Genomic DNA, 17,856 nt, shown 5'->3' with positions numbered 1-17,856 from the left:
CCGTGCGGGAGTAATCCAGAGGCGAACACGAGGTCCGATTTCCGCCAGACCCGGCCGGGCCGCCCGCGGACCCTGGACCCATGACCACGCACACGGCCCTTCCCATCCCGCCGGCCGCCCTCACCGCCCTGCGGGCCCGCGACGACGCCGGGCGGCCCTGCCTGCCGTACGAGGACCCCGAGGGCGGCGCCCCGCTGCGCTGCTGCCTGCGCCGGAGCCGGCCGGGCGAGCGGATCGCCCTCGTCTCCTACGCCCCGCTGCGGCGCTGGGCCGCCGGGGAGGGCGTCGACCCGGGCGCGTACGACGAACAGGGCCCGGTGTTCGTCCACGGCGCCGACTGCGCGGGTCCGTCCGCCGAGGACGCGGCCGGCCACCCCTTCGCGAACGCGGGTGCCCTGCGCACGGTCCGCCGCTACGACGCGGGCGGCCGCATCCTGGGCGGCCGCGTCCTCACGCTCCCGGAAACCGCCGACGACGCGGTGGAGCAGGCTCTGTCGGAGGCCTTCGCCGACCCGCGCACCGCCCTCGTCCACGTCCGCGCGGCCGAGTACGGCTGCTTCCTCTTCGAGGTCCGCAGGCCCTGACACGCCGGAGGGGCGGTGCCGTGACGGCACCGCCCCTCCGGTCACGACACGGGTGTCAGCCGCGCAGCTCCTCGGCGACGAGCTCCGCGATCTGGACGGCGTTCAGCGCGGCGCCCTTGCGGAGGTTGTCGTTGGAGAGGAACAGCGCGAGGCCGTTGTCGACCGTCTCGTCCACGCGGATGCGGCCCACGTACGAGGCGTCCTTGCCGGCGGCCTGGAGCGGGGTGGGGATCTCGGACAGCTCGACGCCCGGGGCGTCCTTCAGCAGCTCGTAGGCGCGCTCGACGCTGATCGGACGCTCGAAGCGGGCGTTGACCTGGAGCGAGTGGCCGGAGAAGACGGGGACGCGCACGCAGGTGCCGGAGACCTTGAGACCGGGGATCTCCAGGATCTTGCGGGACTCGTTGCGGAGCTTCTGCTCCTCGTCGGTCTCGAAGGAGCCGTCGTCGACCAGGTTGCCCGCGAGCGGGACCACGTTGTACGCGATGGGGCGCTTGTAGACGGCCGGCTCGGGGAACTCCACCGCGTCGCCGTCGAAGGTGAGCTGGTCGGCGGCCTCGGAGACCGCGCAGGCCTGGCCCTTGAGCTCGGCGACGCCGGCCAGGCCGGAGCCGGAGACGGCCTGGTAGGTGGTGGCGATGAGGGCGGTGAGCCCCGCCTCCTCGTGCAGCGGGCGCAGCACGGGCATGGCGGCCATGGTGGTGCAGTTCGGGTTGGCGATGATGCCCTTGGGGCGGTTCTTGATCGCGTGCGGGTTGACCTCGGAGACCACGAGGGGGACCTCCGGGTGGCTGCGCCAGGCGGAGGAGTTGTCGATCACGACGGCGCCCTGGGAGGCGGCCTTCTCGGCGAGGGCCCGGGAGGTGGCGCCGCCCGCGGAGAAGAGCACGATGTCCAGGCCGGAGTAGTCGGCCGTGGAGGCGTCCTCGATGGTGATCTCCTGGCCCTGCCACTCCAGGGTGGAGCCGGCGGAGCGGGCCGAGGCGAAGAGCCGCAGCTCGTCCACCGGGAACTTCCGCTCGGCGAGGATGCCGCGCATGACTCCGCCGACCTGTCCGGTGGCTCCGACGATTCCGACCCTCACGGTGACTCCTTCAAATACGTGGACGCGGGCGCGCGTGAAGCCATCATGCGTTCGACCCCACGAGGCTTGTCCAATCCATTGTCCGAGGTGCGGACAGTGTCGGAGCCGTGAACCCCGGTGACGAGTCCGTGACGGCCGTGTTTCAGCGCCCCCGAAGGTCCGTTTTGCCTGGTCAGGGCCGGTTAGCGTCTGTTCAGCCGTGATCGTTATCCGGACGCGGCGCACCAGAGACCGAGACACCCGTACCCCGGGGGGACAGCACCATGCCGAACATCCACCGCCACCGCCGGTCCATACCGGCCCTCGCCGCCCTCGTGGCGGCCGCCGTCGCCGCGCCCGTGCTGCTGGCCGCCACTCCGGCCGGCGCCCATCCGCGCGAGGGCAGGCTGGCCCAGGAGCTGGTGGAGGAGGTCACCGCGCGCGGGGCCTACCGCCACCTGGCGAAGTTCCAGCAGATCGCCGACGCCAACGGCGGCAACCGGGCCGCGGGCACCCCGGGCCACGCCGCCTCGGCCGCCTATGTCCACGACACCTTGAAGAAGGCCGGGTACGACGTCTCGTACCAGGACTTCGACATCTACGAGGCGCACACGAGGACGGAGAAGACCACCGTCCTCGGTGACCAGCCGCGCGAGCTGGCCACCGCGGCCTTCACCTTCACCAAGTCCACCCCGGCCGGCGGCCTGGCCGCCCCGCTCGCCCCCGCCCGGGTCGACGAGACCCCGGGCTGCACCGCCGACGACTACGCCTCCGGCACCTTCACGGGGAAGATCGCCCTGGTCAAGCGGGGTGCGTGCACCTTCGTGGAGAAGCAGCGTGCCGCCGCGGCGGCGGGTGCGATCGGTGTGATCGTCTACAACCACAGCGGCACCACCCCGGTCCGCGGCGGGTTCTCCTCCCCGGCCGAGGGGATCATCCCCAGCGCGGGGATCACCCTGGCCGACGGTGAGGCGCTGGCCGCGGCCGCCGCGAAGGGGGAGGTGAAGGTGCGCCTGGACCTGGACCAGGAGCACGTCAAGAAGACCACCCGCAACGTGATCGCCGAGACCAGGGGCGGCCGGGCCGACCGCGTCGTCACGGTCGGCTCCCACCTGGACTCCGTCCCCGAGGGCCCCGGCATCAACGACAACGGCTCCGGCTCGGCCGGCCTCCTCGAAGTCGCCCTCAAGCTCGCCGGCGAGGGCGCCAACAAGAAGAACAAGGGGCCCGCCAACAAGGTGCGCTTCGCCTGGTGGTCGGCGGAGGAGCTGGGCCTTCTGGGTTCCGAGCACTACGTCGCGCAGCTGTCCGACAAGCAGAAGAAGGACATCGCGCTCTACCTGAACTTCGACATGATCGCCTCGCCAAACCCGGCGCAGTTCGTCTACGACGGCGACGACTCGGACAAGACCGGCGCGGGGGCCGGACCGGCCGGCTCGGCGCAGATCGAGGCGCTGATCAACGGCTTCCTGGACACGAAGGGCAAGCCGCACGAGGGCAGTGACTTCGACGGCCGGTCCGACTACGGCCCGTTCATCGACAACGGCATCCCGGCGGGCGGTACCTTCACCGGCGCCGAAGGCATCAAGACCGCCGAGCAGGCCAAGCGCTACGGCGGCACGGCCGGGGCGGCGTACGACCCGAACTACCACGGGGCGGGCGACGACCTGAAGAACGTCGACCTCAAGGCGTTCGACACCAACCTGGACGTCATCGCCCACGCGGTCGGCACGTACGCGGAGTCCCTGCGCTCGCTGGGCAGGTAAGCGGCGCGACGGGGGAAACGGGAGGGGCGGTGCTCGGTCGAGCACCGCCCCTCCGTCATGCGTTCAGCAGGTCACGCCGTTACGGGAGGACCTTGTCGATCTGCACGCTGCCGGTGCCGGCGGCGGTGCCGCGGGCGTTGAGCAGCTGGACCTGGCCGAAGAACTGACGGCCCTCGGGGGCCGCGCCCGTCACCAGGACGTTCGCCGAGACCTGCGCGGAGGCGCCGGTGGCGAGGTTGACCGCGGCGGCCTCGTCGACCTGGACGGAGCCCAGGGCGGCCGAGAAGAACACGTCGCGGTAGTCGTACGTGGTGGTGCCGGCCGGGACCGCGTAGCCGATCACCTTGATGGTGTAGGTACCGGCGGCGGGCTTGACCAGGCTGACGGACTCGTCGGAGTCGCCGTCGGCGGAGGAGCCGACCTTGACGCCGTCCTTGTAGACCTCGAGGTCGAGGTCGGCGCCGGTGTCCGAGGGCTTGTTGATCGCCACGTCCAGGCGGGCGGCGCCCTCACCGACGGTGACCTCGGTGGTCTTGGTCTCGCCGGCCGCGATGGTCGGCTTGTCGACCTTCGCGGAGCCGAGCGGGCCGCCCCGCAGCTTGCCGCCGGAGATGGCGGCGGCGTCGTTCTTCACGGTCCACTGGACCGGCGCCGGGGTGCCCTGCTTGACCTCGGGCAGGACCTTGACGGCCGGGTCGAAGCCCGCGCCGAGGACGGAGACGTCCAGCTTGAACGGGTTGTCGAGCAGCGGCGACGTACGGCGCGACTCGACCTCGATCTCCCAGACGCCCGGCTGCGGGTTCTCGTACGAGCGCAGGTCGGGGCGGCACTGGTTGGCCGGGTTGTCGTAGTTCGGGTAGCACTGGGTGGTCGCACTGTCCTCGACGCCCGTGCCGTACGGGTGGATCGAGATGAAGCGCGTCTGGCTGCCCGCCGCGAGCCCGCCGAGGGCGACCTCGAGGGTCTTGGCGCCCTGCGGGACGGTCACGAAGTACGACTTGTGGCTGTTGCGCTGCACGGTGGAGGTGTCCGACAGCGTGAAGGACGGCTTCGCCAGCGGGGTGGCGGCGACGACCGTGGACAGGATCTGCTTGTCGACGCCCTCGGTGGTGGGGTCGTCGAGCTGCAGGATGCCGCTGTGGACGCCGGCCGACTTGACGTTGGCCTCGACCTTGATGGTCACGGGCTTGTTCAGCGGCAGGGTGACGTAGTCGTACCCGCCACCGCCGACGACCTTGAAGGTGCCGTCGTTGGTGCGCCAGCCGATGTTGTGCCGCGTGCCGTACTTGACGCCGGTGGTGCGGGTGACGACGACGTCGTAGACCTTCTTCTGGCCGACCTTCAGGCCGCCCTCGCGGTCGTAGAGGCCGGTGCCGAAGCCCGGGGTCTTCAGGAACTGGTCGAGCGCGGTGTCGACGGGGGCCTTGACCGTGAACTCGTTGGCCTTGGCGCCGCGCTGGATGGACTCCCACGCCTTGGGGATGTCGATCAGACCGGCACCCTGTGCGTGGGCCGGAACGTCGTCGATCTTCTTGGCGGTGCTGGTCAGCGCCACGCGCAGGTTGGCCGGGGGCAGGGCGATCTTCGCCTGCTTGGCGGCCGAGATCAGCAGGGCGCTGGCGCCCGCGGCCTGCGGCGAGGACATCGAGGTGCCCTGCAGCATGCCGTAGCCGGCCGGGAGGTTGTAGCCGGCCTCCTTCACGGGCGCGCCGGGCAGCCAGGTCTGGATGGTGTTGATGGCCGCGCCGGGGGCGGTGATGGTCGGCGTGAACCCGCCGTCCTCACGCGGACCGCGCGAGGAGAAGGGGAACATGTTGTACTTCTTGGCCACGCCGGAGCCGTAGTTGGCGGCCCAGGTCTCCTTGGAGACCGCGGCGCCCACGGAGATGACCTTGTCCGCGAGGCCGGGGTCGCCGATGGTGTTGACGCCCGGGCCCTCGTTGCCCGCCGAGATGACGAGCTGGACACCGTAGGTGTCGATGAGGTTCTTGTAGAGCTCGGAGCGGGCGTTGTTGCCGTCGTTCAGCGCCGGCAGGCCGCCGATCGACATGTTGACGATGTCGACGCCGCGGTTGACGACGAGGTCGATCATGCCCTCGGTCAGTGCGACGTTGGTGCAGCCGCCGGACCAGGAGCAGGCGCGGGAGGAGACGAGCTTGGCGCCCGGCGCCTGGCCGTTCATCTGGCCGCCGAACAGGCCGTTGGCGGAGGTGATGCCGGCGACGTGCGTGCCGTGCTCGGACTCGATGATGCCGATGTTGACGAAGTCGGCCTTCTTGCCGACCCAGTCGCCGCCGAGCGGGTCCATCGGGACGTCCTTGCGGATCTCGATGGTGAACGGGATCCGCTCCGCGACCTCGGTGGCCGGGTTGTCCGTACCGAACCAGCCGATCTGGTAGCCGTCCTTGTACGGCTTCATCGGCTCGTTGTTGGTGAAGTCGCCGTCCTGGTCGGTGTCGACGCGGACGGTGCCGGCGGCCGCGTCGTAGAGCATGCCGAACCGGTCGGTGGTGTCCCCGTCCCGGTTGACGTCGCCCTTCATGTCGCCGGTGGCGGTGATCGACTCGCTGAAGCGGCTCCACTGGAAGCTGCCCTCGGGGGCCTTCCAGCTCTGGCCGCCGGCGGTGAAGGCGCCGCCCGTGGAGGTGACCGGGGTGATCTGGGCGCGCCAGGTCCCGTCGTTGTCCGTGATCGGGTCGGTCGCGGTCACCCAGTCGACGATCTTGCGCTCGCCGGTGGTGGTCTTCTGCAGCGCGGGGTGGCTGACGTCGACGCCCGAGTCCATGATGCCGATGGTCACGCCACGGCCGTCGGCCTGCGGGTTCTTCTTGACGAAGTCCACCGAGCCGGTCTCGAACGAGGGGTTGTACGGGTTCTTGGCCGGGGTGTTCTTGTCCGGCGCCGGGTAGGACTCGGCGGCGGTCTTCCTGGCCGAACCGTCCTTGCTCGCCTCGGGGCGCGGGTCCGGCAGCCGGATCTCGTGCCGCAGGTCCATGCCGTGCACGGACTCCAGCTTGGCGGCCGCCTTCAGTGCGGCCTCCGCCTTGTCGGTCGGCAGGGTGGCGCGTACGTAGCCGAGCTTGTCGTACGTCTGGCCGATCGAGGCGCCCTGGACGGCGTCGAGCTGGTCGGCGACCTGCTTGGTCTGGCCGGGGGCGGTCGCGACCATGACGGTGACGGTCGCGTCACCCTTGGTCTTGGCCTCCTGGAGCAGTTCGGCGTCGGCCGAACCGAGCTTCTGGTCCGCGGACTTGACCGGAGAGGTCACCCACGGGTCGTCACCGGAGCCCGCCGCGAAGGCGGGTACCGCGCCGGTGGCGCAGAGGGCGGCCACCAGGCCCGCGGCCGCCGCGACGCGGGCCGCGCGCCTGGTGCCGGGTATGGCCCCGGTGGTGGAGCTGGGGGAGTCGAGGGTCATCAGCATCCCTGGCTAAGTGAAAGATACGGTCCGGATTTCGGTGCCGGATGACCGGTCAGCTTTGCGCAAGTGACAGCTGTTTGGGGAGGGTTGTCATTGACCGAGACCTGACATGGCGGGTTCCCGTCAGCGCGGAGTGTCCGCCAGTGAGGACATGCCGGGGCAAGCCGGGGCGACTTGCGGTGCCCGGTGAGTTGATTTATCGACTTTCCGACCGTCTTACGGGGAAGGATCGGCCTTCCGTCTCAAAGTCGGTGTGACAGATTCCGACCGTTCAGCGCTCGCGCGTGCGCGCGTAGTGCCGCGAGGCCTTGGCGCGGTTGCCGCAGATGGCCATGGAGCACCAGCGCCGGGTGCCGTTGCGCGAGGTGTCGTGGAAGTGCAGTACGCAGGTCTCCGAGGCGCACTTGCGGATCCGGTCGGGCGCGGTGGCCAGCAGGCCGAGGTAGTCGCGGGCCGCGGTCCAGGCCGGACCCCAGGAGGGGTCGGCGAACTCGGCGCGCTCGCCCGGGCCTTCGGCGGTGAGGGTGGCCCGGATCCGGCCGTGCTCCAGTACGGAGTCCACCAGGGAGCGCGCGCTCTCGTCGGCGGGGTCCGCGACCGCGCGGGCGATCGCCTCGCGCGCGGTCAGCAGGTGGACCAGGGTCGACTTGTCCGCGCGGAAGCGGCCGGCCAGGCCGGCGCCCTCCAGCCAGAGGGCCAGGCCCTCCAGCCGGCTCAGTCCGGAAGCCCCCGCGAAGAGGTCGGCGATCTCGCCGTCCAGCATCCAGCGCGTGTTCAGCAGGTCGAGGGAGACCGGCTCTCCCGTCAGCGGACGTGGGTCCGTGGTCGGTGCCGTCATGTCCGCCTCCTCGCGCCGCTAACCCCTCAAGGGTACGTGACCGGTTGACGGGCTCCGGACTAACCCTTAATCTCAATTTAGAAGGTTAGAACTTCGGGGAAGGGAACCCTCATGTCCGCCACCACCGGCACGCTCCGCACCGGGCACATCGGCCTCAACGTCACCGACCTGGACCGCTCGCTCGCCTTCTACCGCGACGCCCTCGGCTTCGCGCTGCTGGGCGAGGGCAAGGAGGAGGGCCGCAGGTTCGCCTTCCTCGGCCAGGACGGCGAACTCGTCCTGACCCTGTGGCAGCAGGCGGAGGGCCCGTACCGGCCGCAGGCCGCCGGGCTGCACCACCTCGCGTTCTCGGCCGGCGCGATCGAGGAGGTCCGGGCGTACGAGGAGCGGCTGCGCGGCCTCGGCGTGGACTTCGCCCACGAGGGCGTCGTCGCCCACCGCGAGGGCGCCGCCTCCGGGGGGATCTTCTTCCACGACCCGGACGGCACCCGCCTGGAAATCTCCGTGCCCACCGGGGCGCAGGGCGCTCCCGCCCCCACGGCGGATGCTCCGACCTGCGGCTTCTTCTAGGAACTCAAGGATTGGGGGTCGTCATGGGCCGGTACCACGAGGGCTCGCTGGCCGTGCAGGAACGGGTCGGCGTACGCGAGCTCGCCGAGCACGTCGGCCGCTCGATCGGCGGGGACATCCGCGACGTCGCGGCGGCCTTCCTCGCCCAGCAGCCCCACCTCGTCGTCGGCGCCGCCGACGGCGCGGGGCGGCTGTGGGCCTCGCTGCTCACCGGTGCGCCCGGTTTCGTACATGCCACCGGGCCGGACCGCGTCCGGGTCTCGGGGGGCCTCCCCGAGGGCGACCCGCTGGCCGGGGCGCTGGCCACCGCGGGCACCCGGGTCGGGACCATCTCCCTCGACCCCCGCACCCGGCGCCGGATGCGGCTCAACGGGATCCTCGCCGTGGCGCCCGGCGGTTTCGCGGTGGAGGCCGAGCAGGTGTTCTCCAACTGCCCCAAGTACCTGCAGAAGCGGCAGCCGCTGGAGCTGGTGGCCGAAGGGCCCGGGGTGGTGCGGCGCGGTGACGCGCTCACCCCCGGCCAGGAGCGGGCCGTCCGCGCCGCCGACACCTTCTTCGTCGCCACCACCGCCGAGGCGGACGGGGCCGACGCCAGCCACCGGGGCGGGATGCCGGGCTTCGTGGAGGTGCTCTCGCCGACGGAGCTGCTCTGGCCGGACTACGCGGGCAACGCGATGTTCCTGACCCTCGGCAACCTGGCCGCCGACGAGCGGGCCGGGCTGCTCTTCCCCGACTGGGAGGGCGGCGGGCTGCTCCAGCTGAGCGGGCGGGCCCGGACCGAGTACGGCCCCGGCGGGAGCCGCGCCGTGCGCTTCCGGGTGGAGGCGGTGGTGGAGAGCCTGCATCCGGGGCGGCTGCGCTGGAGCGCCCCGGAGTACTCCCCGGCCAACCCGCCTCACCGGGGCAGTACGACCAGGTAGGCGGCGGGCTCGCGGTCGCCGGACGCCGTCAGGGCGGTCCGGACGACCGCCGCCTGCTGCTCGGGCCAGTCCCGCAGCTTGCGGGGCGTCAGGTACAGGACGGTCACCCCGAGGCGCTCCAGGGTCTCCCGCTTGCGGACCGCCTCCGACCAGTCCTCGTCCTCGCCCTGGCGGGGTGCGCGGGTGTCGATCTCGATGGCGACGGCCTGCTCGGGCCAGTACGCGTCGACCCCGCCCAGGTGCGGGCCGCCGGGCAGCCGCAGGTCCACGTTCCAGACGGGCTCGGGGAGCTCGAAGCCGCGTACCAGCTGGTACAGCCGGTCCTCCGCGATGGCCCGGCCCTCGGCGAGGAGGGACTCGACGGCGTCAACCACGTGCGGCCGGTTCAGCAGCCGGGCCACCGTCAGCTCCCGTACCACGGCGGCCGGTTCGCAGTGGCCGCCGCGCACGGCCTCGCTGAGGATGCGGCGCACCGTGCCGGCGTCGGAGACCTCTGCGACGGCGTCGGCGACGGCCCGCGCCACCGGGGCCACCGGCAGCCCGGTCACCTCCACGGGGCGGGGCGGGGTGTGGGCGCGGACGATGCGGACGTCGCCGGTGGAGCGCAGGCGGCGGGTGTTCGGCACCAGCACGTCGATGTGGGAGAGGGCGAGGAGGGCGGGGGTGGCGGAGAACCGGTAGAGCGCGAGGGCGGCCAGCCCGGTGATCATGACCTCGCCGCTGCCGCGCCGGCCGGCGTACAGCAGGGCGGCGTGCAGCCGCTCCTCGCTGGTCGCGGGGCCGGAGTGGAGCAGGAACACCCCGGGCAGCACCTGCTGCCAGGGCCGCCCGGCTGCCTCGGAGGCGCTGACGCCGTGCTCGCGCAGCTGCGCGAGGGTCAGCACGCGGGGGCGGCTGGCGGTGAGGTGGGCGAGGGGGAGGGGTGCGTTCTGGTTCATGACACGGTGATTCCCTCAGGCCATGGCCTTGCTAACCCCTGTTACACGCCCGTCGACAAATCCGGACAAGCTGGGGCTAAAGTACGGGCGTTCGAGTGCCGATGGGCGTCCGCCGGTGAGCAGGCTTTACGGGCCCCTGCCCGTGCCCAGGTGCGGCGCCGCTCCTGGGGCTCCGCCCCGGACCTCGCGCCTCAAACTCCCCCAGCTACCGCTGGGAGGTGCCCCCAGGCGGGGCTGGATTTGCCCGGGTGCGGCGCCGTTGTCGGGGGCAGAGCCCCCCCGACAACGGCGCCGCAGGCTAGCTGCCCGCGGCCGCGTCGCAGGCCTGGCCGCGCAGCGCGCGGGCCAGGTCGTCGCGGGACTCCAGCACCAGCCGGCGCAGCGCGGGGGCCGCGTCCGGGCGGGCGGCGAGCCACGCGTCGGTGGCCTCGACCGTGGCCCGCGAGTCCTGGAGCATCGGGTAGAGCCCCTTCACCACGTCGATGCCGATCTGGATCGAGCGCTGCGCCCAGACCCGCTCGATCACCTCGAAGTAGCGCTCCGTGTAGCCCGCCAGCAGCTCGCGCTGCGAGCTCTGCTGCATCCCGGAGATGGTGGCCTCCACCAGCGCGTTCGACAGCGCGTCCGACTCCACCACCGCGGCCCACGCCTGGTCCTTGACCGCCGCCGACGGCCGGGCGGCCAGGCACCGCACCTGGTGCCGCTTGCCCGAAGCGGTGTCGTCCCGGGTCAGCTCGGCCTCCACCGCCGCCTCGCCCAGGGCCCCGTGCGCCACCAGCGGCAGCAGGAAGTCCCAGCGCAGCTCCTGGTCGACCTCCAGCCCGTCGACCCGTGCCGTGCCGTCCAGCAGGCCCAGCAGCAGCTGGAAGTCGCCCTCCGTCGCCGCGCTCGCCGCGAAGAACCGGGCCCAGGTCAGCTGGTGCTCCGACCCCGGCTCGGCCAGCCGCAGCTCGTGCAGCGCGCCCGCCGCCAGGTCCCGCCCGGTCTGCTCGCGCCGGGGTGCCGGCGTGTAGTGGGTCACCGCGCTGAGCGCCTGCGCGTGCAGCTGCTGGAGCACGCCGACGTCGGTCTCCCGGCCCGCGTGCGCCAGGACCAGCGAGACGAAGTCCCGCGCGGGCATGAGCGCGTCCCGCGTCAGGTTCCACAGCGCCGACCAGCACAGCGCCCGGGCCAGCGGGTCCGTCAGGTCGCCCAGGTGCCCGCGCAGCGTGGCCAGCGAGGCCTCGTCGAAGCGGATCTTGCAGTACGTGAGGTCCTCGTCGTTGACCAGGACCAGGTCCGGCCGCTCCAGCCCGGCCAGCTCCGCGATCACCGTCCGGGCGCCCGCCACGTCCGCCTCGGCCCGCGCGTAGCGCGCCAGCGACCCGTCCGCCTCCAGCCGGTACAGGCCCACCGCGACCCGGTGCGGGCGCCACGTCGACGGAGCCGACTGATGGGGCACTGCGTCGCCCTCCTGGACCACCGCCAGCTCCGTGAGCCGCCCGGCCGCGTCGGAGGTCACCGCCGGCGTCAGCGCGTTCACGCCGGCCGTCTGGAGCCAGGCCCGCGACCACTCGCCCATGTCCCGCCCGGAGACCTCCCCGAGCACCGACAGCAGGTCGTCCAGGGTGGTGTTCCCGTACGCGTGCGCCTTGAAGTAGCGCCGTGCGCCGTCCAGGAACGCGTCCCGGCCCACGTAGGCGACGAGCTGCTTGAGCACCGCGGCGCCCTTGGCGTACGTGATGCCGTCGAAGTTCAGCTTCGCGTCCTCCAGGTCACGGATGTCGGCCGTGATCGGGTGCGTGGACGGCAGCTGGTCGGCCCGGTACGCCCATGCCTTGCGGCTGTTGGCGAAGGTGACCCAGGCCTGGTCGAAACGGGTGGCCTCGACGAGTCCGAAGGAGCCCATGAAGTCCGCGAAGGACTCCTTCAGCCACAGGTCGTCCCACCACTTCATGGTGACCAGGTCGCCGAACCACATGTGCGCCATCTCGTGCAGGATGACGTTCGCGCGCCGCTCGTAGGAGGCCTGCGTGACCTTCCCGCGGAAGATGTACTCCTCGCGGAAGGTGACCATCCCCGGGTTCTCCATGGCGCCGAGGTTGTACTCGGGCACGAAGGCCTGGTCGTACTTCCCGAAGGGGTACGGGTAGTCGAAGATCTCGTGGAAGAGGTCGAAGCCCTGCTTGGTGACGAGGAACACGTCGTCGGCGTCGAAGTGCTTCGCCAGCCCCTTGCGGCACATCGCGCCCAGCGGGATGGTCAGGTCCCCGCGCGTGTAGGTGTCCGTGACGTAGTGGTACGGACCCGCCACCACGCAGGTGATGTACGTGGAGATGGGCGCGGTCTCGGCGAAGCGCCGGGTCTGCCCCTCGCGGGACTCCTCCGCGCCGTTGCTCCACACCTGCCAGCCCTCGGGCGCGGTCACCTCGAAGCGGTAGGGCGCCTTCAGGTCGGGCTGTTCGAAGTTCGCGTACACGCGGCGGGCGTCCGCCGGCTCGTACTGGGTGTAGAGGTAGACCTCGCCGTCCTCCGGGTCCACGAAGCGGTGCATGCCCTCGCCGGTCCGGCTGTAGGCGCAGTTCGCGTCGACGACCAGGACGTTCTCGGAGTCGAGCCCCTCCAGCGCGATCCGCGCGCCGTCGAAGACGGCGGCCGGGTCCAGCGTGCGTCCGTTCAGGGTGACGGAGTTCACGGAGGGGGCGATCAGGTCGGCGAAGGAGGACGCGCCCGGGACGGCGGCCCGGAAGCGCACGGTGGTCACCGAGCGGAAGGTGCGGGGGCCCTCGGCCGGCTCGGCCTCGTCCACCGCTGACCTCAGGTCGAGGACCACCTCGTACCCGTCGACGGACAGCAGTTCGGCCCGTTCGCGGGCCTCGTCGCGGGACAGGTTCTCTCCGGGCACGTTGCACTCCTTCGTGCGTGATCACGGTCTTCGCTGGAATCCTCCCACGGGGAATGCGGGCGATCCCGGCCTGGTTGGCGGATAAGAACATGACCCGTGACGCCTTATATGACTTGAGGAGTGCCATGACCGACACCCAGGTGAGCGAGAAGACGCCGGTCGATTTCTGGTTCGACCCGCTCTGCCCCTGGGCCTGGATGACCTCCCGCTGGATGCTGGAGGTCGAGAAGGTCCGCGACGTGGAAGTCCGCTGGCACGTGATGAGCCTCGCCGTGCTCAACGAGCACAAGCTCGACGAGCTGCCCGAGCGTTACCGCGAGCTGCTCGGCCCCAAGGGCTGGGCCCCCGTGCGCGTGGTGGTCGCCGCCCAGCAGAAGTTCGGCGACGAGGTCACCGGCAAGCTGTACACCGCCCTCGGCACCAAGATCCACAACGAGGACCGCGGCGCGACCCGCGAGGTCATCGCCGATGCCCTGGAGGAGGTCGGCCTGCCGGCCGAGCTGCTCGCCTACGCCGACTCCGACGAGTACGACCAGGTCCTGCGCGACTCCCACAACGACGGCATCGAGCGCGTCGGCCAGGAGGTCGGCACCCCGGTGATCTCCGTGCCCGGCCCCGACGGCGGCGAAGTGGCCTTCTTCGGCCCGGTGGTCACGCCCGCCCCGCGCGGCGAGGCCGCCGCCCGCCTGTGGGACGGCACCCTGCTGGTCGCCTCGACCCCCGGCTTCTACGAGATCAAGCGCACCCGCACCCAGGGCCCGTCCTTCGAGTAGTCCGGCCCCGTACGTACGGAAGACCCCCGTGAGTCACGTCCTCACGGGGGTCTTCCGCTGAACGCGCCCGCACGCGAAGGCTGAGAAGACGATCACGAGGCGGGCGGGTCTGGGGGGCTGGGGGTGTCTTGCGGATCAACCCTTGACGGGGATCAGCAGCGGGGTGTTCGCCTTGGCGTCGGCGTAGCGCTTGGCCACGTCCTGCCAGTTGACGACGTTCCACATGGCCTCGATGAAGTCCACCTTCTGGTTCTTGTACTGAAGGTAGAAGGCGTGCTCCCAGGCGTCGAAGACCAGGATCGGCGTGCTGGCGATACCCACGTTGCCCTGGTGGTCGTAGACCTGCTCGACGACGAGCCGGCCGCTGACGGGCTCGTACGCGAGGACGCCCCAGCCGGAGCCCTGCGTCGCGGAGGACGCGAAGGTCAGCTGCTTCTTGAACTTGGCGAAGGAGCCGAAGGATTCGGTGATCGCGTCCGTCAGGTCGCCCAGGCCGTCGGCCGCGGTCGGCTCGCCGCCGCCCTCGCCGGTCTTCGGGCTGGCCATGTTGTTCCAGTAGATGCTGTGCAGGATGTGGCCGGAGAGGTGGAACGCGAGGTTCTTCTCCAGGCCGTTGAGGGCGCCCCAGTTCTCCTTGTCGCGCGCCTCCTCCAGCTGCTCCAGCGTGGTGTTGGCGCCCGTGACGTAGGCGGCGTGGTGCTTGTCGTGGTGCAGCTCGATGATCTGCGGGTTGATCACCGGCTCCAGGGCCGCGTAGTCGTAAGGAAGCTCAGGAAGCGTGTAGATGGCCATGCGTGTTGTCCGGTCCCCTCGGCGTGTCAATCGCTAATTGCAACTAATGCGCAACTGCACGCTAGCAGTATCTATTCCGAGTCACACGTAAGGGTCACCTCTGTACGAAGAGAGGCGGACCCCGCGTCGCACACGGGGTCCGCCTCCTGGCGGGAAGGGCTGTCGGGCCGTCAGCCGCGCGCCGCCCGGCGCTGCATCGCGTATCCGGTCGCCGCCAGGGCCGCGGTCAGCCCGCCGGTGAAGACCACCTGCGTCCGGGTGTCCTCGCCCAGGGCCATCAGCACCAGCACGCCGGCGACGCCCGCCAGCGCCACCCAGGTCAGGTACGGGAAGCCCCACATCTTCACGACCAGCTTCCCGGGGGCCTCGCGCTCCAGGCGGCGGCGCAGCACGAACTGCGAGACGGCGATGAAGCCCCAGACGATGAGGATGACCCCGCCGACCATGTTCAGCAGCCAGGCGAACAGGGTGTCCGGGTACCAGTAGGACAGCAGGACGGTGACGAACCCGAAGCCCGCGGAGGCCAGCACCGCGCGGCGTGGCACCCCGCCGGAGACCTTGCCCAGCGCCTTGGGGCCCTGGCCCCGGGCGACCAGGGAGTAGGCCATGCGCGAGGAGCCGTAGATGTTGGCGTTCATCGCGGACAGCAGGGCGACCAGGATGACCACGTTCATGATCTGGCCGGCGGCCGGGATGCCCAGGTGGTCCAGGGTCGCCGCGTACGGGCCGTGCTCGGTGACGGCCGGGTCGTTCCAGGGCAGCAGGGTGACGATCACCAGCATCGAGCCGACGTAGACGATCGCGATCCGCCACATGGTGGTCCTCACGGCCTTGGCCACGCCCTTGACCGGGTCCTCGGACTCGGCGGCCGCGATGGTCACCGTCTCCAGGCCGCCGTACGCGACCACCGAGGCGAGCAGGCCGACGAGCAGGCCGTCGATCCCGTTGGGCAGGAAGCCGCCGTCGTGCAGCAGGTTGCCGGCGCCGGGGGAGGAGGTGCCGGGCAGCAGGCCGAGGACGGCGAGCACGCCCAGCCCCAGGAAGAGTCCGATGGCGCCGATCTTGAGGGCGGCGAACCAGAACTCGAACTCGCCGAAGCGCGCGACCGCGCCCAGGTTGGCGACGGTGAAGACCACCATGAGCACCAGCACCCACATCCACGACGGGGTGCCGGGGAACCAGCCGGCCAGGATGTGCGCCGCGCCGATGGCCTCGATGGCCACGCCCACGACCAGCAGGGTCCAGAACATCCAGCCCGCGGTGAAGCCGGCCCAGGGCCCGACGGCCCGCTCGGCGTGCACCGAGAAGGAGCCGGAGGCCGGGTTGGCGGCGGACATCTCGCCGAGCATCCGCATCACGAACATCACGAGCAGCCCGGACACGGCGTACGCCAGCACGATCGAGGGGCCGGCGGCCGCGATGCCGGCGCCGGAGCCGACGAAGAGGCCGGCGCCGATCACTCCGCCGAGGGCGATCATCGAGAGGTGGCGCTGCTTGAGGCCGTTGCCGAGGGGGGAAGCGGCCTTGGCGGCCGCGGGGCCGCCGGTGCCCCGCTGCTCGGGAGGTGCGGTGGTGGTGCTCTGACTCATGGGGCCAGTCTGCCGATCGTCCGTTTATCGGACGCCAGATGTCCATTATCCGGACATCGCTCTCACCGGACGTGACCGGACCGCCCCGGAAACCGGAACAGGCCCGGGACGAACGTCCCGGGCCTGCCCCACCTCTGCCGAACGGTCAGGACCGCCGGTCCCGGACCTCCCGGTACCACGCCACGAGCAGCACGGCGGCCGCCGCGCCCGAGGACCACAGCAGCTGCGGCCGCGCCGAGTCGTCGAACAGCATCAGCACCAGCACCGCCGCCATCCCCGCCAGCGCCGCCCACGTCAGGTACGGGAAGGCCCACATCGGCAGCGTCAGCCGCTCCGGCATGTCCCGCTCCAGCCGGGGCCGCAGCCGCAGCTGCGAGACCGCGATCAGCGCCCACACGAACAGCAGCACCGCGCCGACCGCGTTGAGCATGTAGAGGAACACCGTGTCCGGCCACAGCAGGTTCAGCACCACCGACACGAAGCCGAACGCCACCGACGCCAGCACCGCCCGCGTCGGCACCCCGCTGCCCGACACCTTCAGCAGCGCCTTGGGCGCCTCGCCCCGCTCGGCCAGCGAGAACACCATGCGCGAGGAGCCGTACAGGTTGGCGTTCAGCGCCGACAGCAGCGCCACGAACACCACGATGTTCATGATCTGGCCCGCCGCCGGGATCCCGATGGAGTCCAGGACGGCGACGTACGGGCTCTCACCGGGCTTCAGCGAGTCCCACGGCAGCAGGGTCACGATGACCAGCATCGAGCCGACGTAGAAGAAGAGGATGCGCCACACCGCGCTGCGCACCGCACGGGACACCGACTTGGCCGGGTCGTCCGACTCGGCGGCCGCGATGGTGACGACCTCCAGGCCGCCGAAGGCGAAGACCACCGCGAGCATGCCGGCGATGACCCCGCCGACCCCGGCCGGGAAGAAGCCGCCCTGCCCGGTCAGGTTGGCCATTCCCACGGGCTCGGTGTCGGGGAGCAGGCCGAAGACCGCCAGGGTGCCCAGGATCAGGAACAGCACGATCGCGCCGACCTTGAGGGCGGCGAACCAGAACTCGAACTCGCCGAAGTTCCGGACGGCGGCCAGGTTGCTGAGGGTGAAGACCACCATGAAGATCAGCACCCACAGCCACTGGTCGACCGAGGGCACCCACCCGTGGGCGATGTTCGCGGCGCCGGTCGCCTCCACGGCGAGCACCACCACCAGCAGGAACCAGTACAGCCAGCCGGCCGAGAAACCGGCCCAGCGCCCGAGGGCCTTCTCCGCGTACACCGAGAAGGACCCGGAGGCGGGCATCGCGGCGGACATCTCGCCGAGCATCCGCATCACCAGCATGGCGAGCACGCCGGCCAGCAGGTACGAGCAGATGATCGCGGGGCCGGCGATCCCGATGCCGGCGCCGGAGCCGACGAACAGGCCGGCGCCGATCACGCCGCCGAGGCCCAGCATGGTCAGGTGGCGCTGCTTGAGGCTGTGGCTCAGGGGTTCCGGGGGCAGCTCGCTCCCGGTGACGGACAGATCTTCGCGCATGAGCAGATTCGTACTCTCGGTAGACAAGCGACGCAGGGTATCCGGGGGGATTGGCGGGAACCTACAGTCTGGCTGGAGCGGACCCCCGGGAGCAAAAAGGTATGTGTCGTCGAATGTGGGCCGTGATCGGGATCACTTCAACTCGGGTGTAAGGCTGCACCTTTGTGCGGTCTCCACCAAACCG

At 71.2% G+C, this 17,856-nt stretch carries 13 protein-coding genes; 5 read left to right on the top strand and 8 right to left on the bottom strand.

The window, feature by feature from the left end; all coding sequences use genetic code 11:
* Positions 1-80: 80 nt before the first annotated feature.
* Positions 81-584, top strand: a complete 504-nt coding sequence (locus ACZ518_RS19355; protein ID WP_469114199.1) for a DUF1203 domain-containing protein — start codon at positions 81-83, stop codon at positions 582-584.
* A 55-nt stretch (positions 585-639) separates the two neighbouring features.
* Here the strand turns inward: ACZ518_RS19355 and ACZ518_RS19350 are convergent, their stop codons facing one another.
* Entirely contained in the window at positions 640-1,668 is a 1,029-nt protein-coding gene (locus ACZ518_RS19350) for an aspartate-semialdehyde dehydrogenase (RefSeq protein WP_469114198.1), read from the bottom strand.
* Between the two features lie 263 nt (positions 1,669-1,931).
* On the opposite strand from ACZ518_RS19350, the gene ACZ518_RS19345 reads away from it, so the two are divergent.
* Complete coding sequence (locus ACZ518_RS19345; protein WP_469114197.1) at positions 1,932-3,413, top strand: M28 family metallopeptidase; 1,482 nt, start codon at positions 1,932-1,934, stop codon at positions 3,411-3,413.
* A 79-nt stretch (positions 3,414-3,492) separates the two neighbouring features.
* Here the strand turns inward: ACZ518_RS19345 and ACZ518_RS19340 are convergent, their stop codons facing one another.
* The gene (locus ACZ518_RS19340) at positions 3,493-6,831 is read right to left on the bottom strand and encodes a S8 family serine peptidase (protein ID WP_469114196.1); all 3,339 of its coding nucleotides are present in this window, start codon (positions 6,829-6,831) and stop codon (positions 3,493-3,495) included.
* 274 nt (positions 6,832-7,105) lie between these two features.
* On the bottom strand, positions 7,106-7,672 hold the full coding sequence (locus ACZ518_RS19335) for a CGNR zinc finger domain-containing protein (protein ID WP_469114195.1): 567 nt from the start codon (positions 7,670-7,672) through the stop codon (positions 7,106-7,108).
* A gap of 111 nt (positions 7,673-7,783) precedes the next feature.
* On the opposite strand from ACZ518_RS19335, the gene ACZ518_RS19330 reads away from it, so the two are divergent.
* Positions 7,784-8,242, top strand: coding sequence for a VOC family protein (locus ACZ518_RS19330; protein ID WP_469114194.1), 459 nt, complete (start codon positions 7,784-7,786; stop codon positions 8,240-8,242).
* A 23-nt stretch (positions 8,243-8,265) separates the two neighbouring features.
* Positions 8,266-9,162: a pyridoxamine 5'-phosphate oxidase family protein gene (locus tag ACZ518_RS19325; RefSeq protein WP_469114193.1), complete on the top strand. Its 897-nt coding sequence runs from the start codon at positions 8,266-8,268 to the stop codon at positions 9,160-9,162.
* Here the strand turns inward: ACZ518_RS19325 and ACZ518_RS19320 are convergent.
* Together ACZ518_RS19320 and pepN are read right to left on the bottom strand one after the other, a co-directional pair.
* On the bottom strand, positions 9,138-10,100 hold the full coding sequence (locus ACZ518_RS19320) for a hypothetical protein (protein WP_469114192.1): 963 nt from the start codon (positions 10,098-10,100) through the stop codon (positions 9,138-9,140). The genes ACZ518_RS19325 and ACZ518_RS19320 overlap by 25 nt on opposite strands.
* A gap of 298 nt (positions 10,101-10,398) precedes the next feature.
* Positions 10,399-12,984 carry an aminopeptidase N gene (gene pepN, locus ACZ518_RS19315; protein WP_469114191.1) on the bottom strand — a complete coding sequence of 862 codons (2,586 nt, stop codon included), beginning with the start codon at positions 12,982-12,984 and terminating at the stop codon, positions 10,399-10,401.
* Positions 12,985-13,109: 125 nt separating this feature from the next.
* Between pepN and ACZ518_RS19310 the strand changes: the two genes are divergently transcribed.
* Positions 13,110-13,757, top strand: a complete 648-nt coding sequence (locus ACZ518_RS19310) for a mycothiol-dependent nitroreductase Rv2466c family protein (protein ID WP_469114190.1) — start codon at positions 13,110-13,112, stop codon at positions 13,755-13,757.
* Between the two features lie 135 nt (positions 13,758-13,892).
* Here ACZ518_RS19310 and ACZ518_RS19305 read toward each other — a convergent pair whose 3' ends face one another.
* The 3 genes from ACZ518_RS19305 to ACZ518_RS19295 form a co-directional block, all read right to left on the bottom strand.
* On the bottom strand, positions 13,893-14,549 hold the full coding sequence (locus ACZ518_RS19305) for a superoxide dismutase (protein ID WP_469114189.1): 657 nt from the start codon (positions 14,547-14,549) through the stop codon (positions 13,893-13,895).
* 170 nt (positions 14,550-14,719) lie between these two features.
* Positions 14,720-16,138, bottom strand: coding sequence for an amino acid permease (locus tag ACZ518_RS19300; protein ID WP_469114188.1), 1,419 nt, complete (start codon positions 16,136-16,138; stop codon positions 14,720-14,722).
* A 145-nt stretch (positions 16,139-16,283) separates the two neighbouring features.
* Positions 16,284-17,672, bottom strand: coding sequence for an amino acid permease (locus ACZ518_RS19295; RefSeq protein ID WP_469114187.1), 1,389 nt, complete (start codon positions 17,670-17,672; stop codon positions 16,284-16,286).
* Positions 17,673-17,856 lie beyond the last annotated feature (184 nt).

The sequence above is a fragment of the Streptomyces sp. NPDC033966 genome (genome assembly GCF_055575955.1).
This window is presented reverse-complemented; position numbering and strand designations above follow the sequence as displayed.

Excerpts from the sequence above, each read along its gene's own strand:
- ACZ518_RS19295 (WP_469114187.1), bottom strand. The coding sequence starts at position 17,672 with ATGCGCGAAGATCTGTCCGTCACCGGGAGCGAGCTGCCCCCGGAACCC.
- ACZ518_RS19340 (WP_469114196.1), bottom strand. The coding sequence starts at position 6,831 with ATGACCCTCGACTCCCCCAGCTCCACCACCGGGGCCATACCCGGCACC.
- ACZ518_RS19300 (WP_469114188.1), bottom strand. The coding sequence starts at position 16,138 with ATGAGTCAGAGCACCACCACCGCACCTCCCGAGCAGCGGGGCACCGGC.
- ACZ518_RS19335 (WP_469114195.1), bottom strand. The coding sequence starts at position 7,672 with ATGACGGCACCGACCACGGACCCACGTCCGCTGACGGGAGAGCCGGTC.
- ACZ518_RS19310 (WP_469114190.1), top strand. The coding sequence starts at position 13,110 with ATGACCGACACCCAGGTGAGCGAGAAGACGCCGGTCGATTTCTGGTTC.
- ACZ518_RS19345 (WP_469114197.1), top strand. The coding sequence starts at position 1,932 with ATGCCGAACATCCACCGCCACCGCCGGTCCATACCGGCCCTCGCCGCC.
- ACZ518_RS19355 (WP_469114199.1), top strand. The coding sequence starts at position 81 with ATGACCACGCACACGGCCCTTCCCATCCCGCCGGCCGCCCTCACCGCC.
- ACZ518_RS19305 (WP_469114189.1), bottom strand. The coding sequence starts at position 14,549 with ATGGCCATCTACACGCTTCCTGAGCTTCCTTACGACTACGCGGCCCTG.
- ACZ518_RS19320 (WP_469114192.1), bottom strand. The coding sequence starts at position 10,100 with ATGAACCAGAACGCACCCCTCCCCCTCGCCCACCTCACCGCCAGCCGC.
- ACZ518_RS19325 (WP_469114193.1), top strand. The coding sequence starts at position 8,266 with ATGGGCCGGTACCACGAGGGCTCGCTGGCCGTGCAGGAACGGGTCGGC.
- ACZ518_RS19330 (WP_469114194.1), top strand. The coding sequence starts at position 7,784 with ATGTCCGCCACCACCGGCACGCTCCGCACCGGGCACATCGGCCTCAAC.